Source organism: Corynebacterium sp. HMSC074A01, from assembly GCF_001831515.1.
Taxonomy (GTDB): Bacteria; Actinomycetota; Actinomycetes; order Mycobacteriales; family Mycobacteriaceae; genus Corynebacterium.
In genome coordinates this window covers 1-1,889 of the sequence record NZ_KV825620.1, presented here as the reverse complement: position 1 = coordinate 1,889, position 1,889 = coordinate 1, and the positions used below count along the sequence as shown (strand labels likewise).

Below are 1,889 nucleotides of genomic sequence, written 5' to 3'. Positions count from 1 at the left end.
ACGACACTGCTACCAAATAGCCGGTCGCAACAGCCTAGATCATTAGGCAGAAGTGGAAAAGGAGGTAAAGGCCTCGACGAAAACACCTCCGCCTCGAATACTCCGAAGCGCTGCGAGCCCATTGTGTGTGGAGGTTAGCGACGGCGTTTTAGCTTTGCCCCATCACTCCACACCATCGACGGCACTGACGTCGACGATCGGGGATTCCTCCTCTCCCTCAGGTGCGGCCAGGTGTACGCCCCACTCGAGGAAGCCCTCGCTGCCTTTGATGGCGGCGTGTGGCGAACCGACCGCAATGGCGACGCCGATCTCGCCCTTCGACCAGTCCGGCTTTGTGTAGGTGCCGAGCTTCTTGGCGAGTTTGACGTCCGCGGGGTCGCGGTCGTCGAAAAGGGTCAACAACACGGCAGCGCGTTTGTGGGCTTCCTCGCCTGTGACGTCGAATGGCTCGGCGTCTGGGGTGTAGTCCGCATTGACGTGTATACCGGCCTTGGCCATTGCTTCGATTTCTGGCTGCCGGTGGACCGAGATTGGATTGCCGGAGGCAATACTCTCGAGGACATAGGTGTCCTTCCTGTCCGTACCAGTGATGTCATTACGGTCTTCACGGCGTTTACGCACCACGAGGGGCACGTCGAAGGGAACGCCGGGGATGCTGACGGTTTCCGGAGTATTTCCCCGCTTTTTGTTCTTGGGAAGCAAGATGCCTACCTCAAGGAGGTCGGAGCGAGAGGGGTCAGCGTGGCGTCCCCGCCCCAGCAAACCGCGGAGGTACTCAATGAGGGGTTGGACGATGTTCTGCTTGTAATTGATGGACTCGTTCCAATTCATTGCGTCGAGGATCTGGATGAATTGCTGGGCAGGCATCGTGCCGCAGTAATAGTCCTTCACGCCGTGGCGGTGGGTCACTTCATCTTTCCACATTCCTTCCTTGCGGTAGAAGGCAGCTGAGACTGAGGGCGAACTCATCGTCTTAAGCATGGGGATCGCGACATTTTCAAAGTTCTGGCGCAACGCTTCCTTCTGTTCCCGGACGGGGATGGAGTTGAATTCCACGGGGTGCGGTGCCGCTGCCTGCTTCATGATGTAGGCGTTGAACATCTTCGAACTGCTCGTTGGTTTCAGGAACGGCAACGACTGCCGGACGAGCGGTGCAAGTTTCATCGGGGTGAGGCGGGGAGCGTTGCCGTCGTCAAGCTCGGAGAACGCCTTGATGTTGTCGCGGAAGACTTCTTCGTCGTGCATGGCGGCCTCGAACATCTCCACTAGGTCAGCAGGTGCGTAGAGGCGGACGAGGTCTTGGTAGCCCTTGCGGAACCCGAACCAACGCCCGGTCTGCATGAGCGTGTCGGCACTGCCGGCTCTGCGGCGGAAATAGGAGACGGTGAGCCCCTCGACGGTATAACCACGCGAGAGCTTCGCACCGCCGACTAAAACCTTCCAGACTTTGCCGGCCTCGAAGTTCGGCGAATCGTTGCCTTCCGTGTCTACCTGCATCACCGGGCCCGAACTATCGGTGACGCCAACCATCATCTCTGCGAACGCTTCGTTGATGTACGGCAACAACTCTTCGTAGCGCTTGGGGTATGGGTAGCCGGGGTTGTAGCGCTCCTCTCGCATGACGGGCAGGAGATCGGTCTCGAAGAGCGCCTTCATCTCAGGAATCGGGCGGCCAAGGTTATAGCCACGCTCCCTCCACAGTTCACGCAGCATCTGCGCTGCGTCTTGGTGAATAGCAGTATCGACGCCCTCGTGGACCAACATCGTGTGGTGACGGAAGGAATACTTCGGGTCTTTCGCCTCACGGTACTTCTTCAGGGCGCCGGTGAGAACGAACATATCCAGGGCTATTTGGAGCCGTCCGGTCTAGGGGTGAATGCGCCACATCG

1 protein-coding gene is annotated in these 1,889 nt (G+C 58.7%); it reads right to left on the bottom strand.

Features of this window, described 5'->3' with window-relative positions:
* Positions 1 to 162: 162 nt before the first annotated feature.
* Entirely contained in the window at positions 163 to 1,845 is a 1,683-nt protein-coding gene (locus tag HMPREF2550_RS07665) for a Z1 domain-containing protein (protein ID WP_256380814.1), read from the bottom strand.
* Positions 1,846 to 1,889 lie beyond the last annotated feature (44 nt).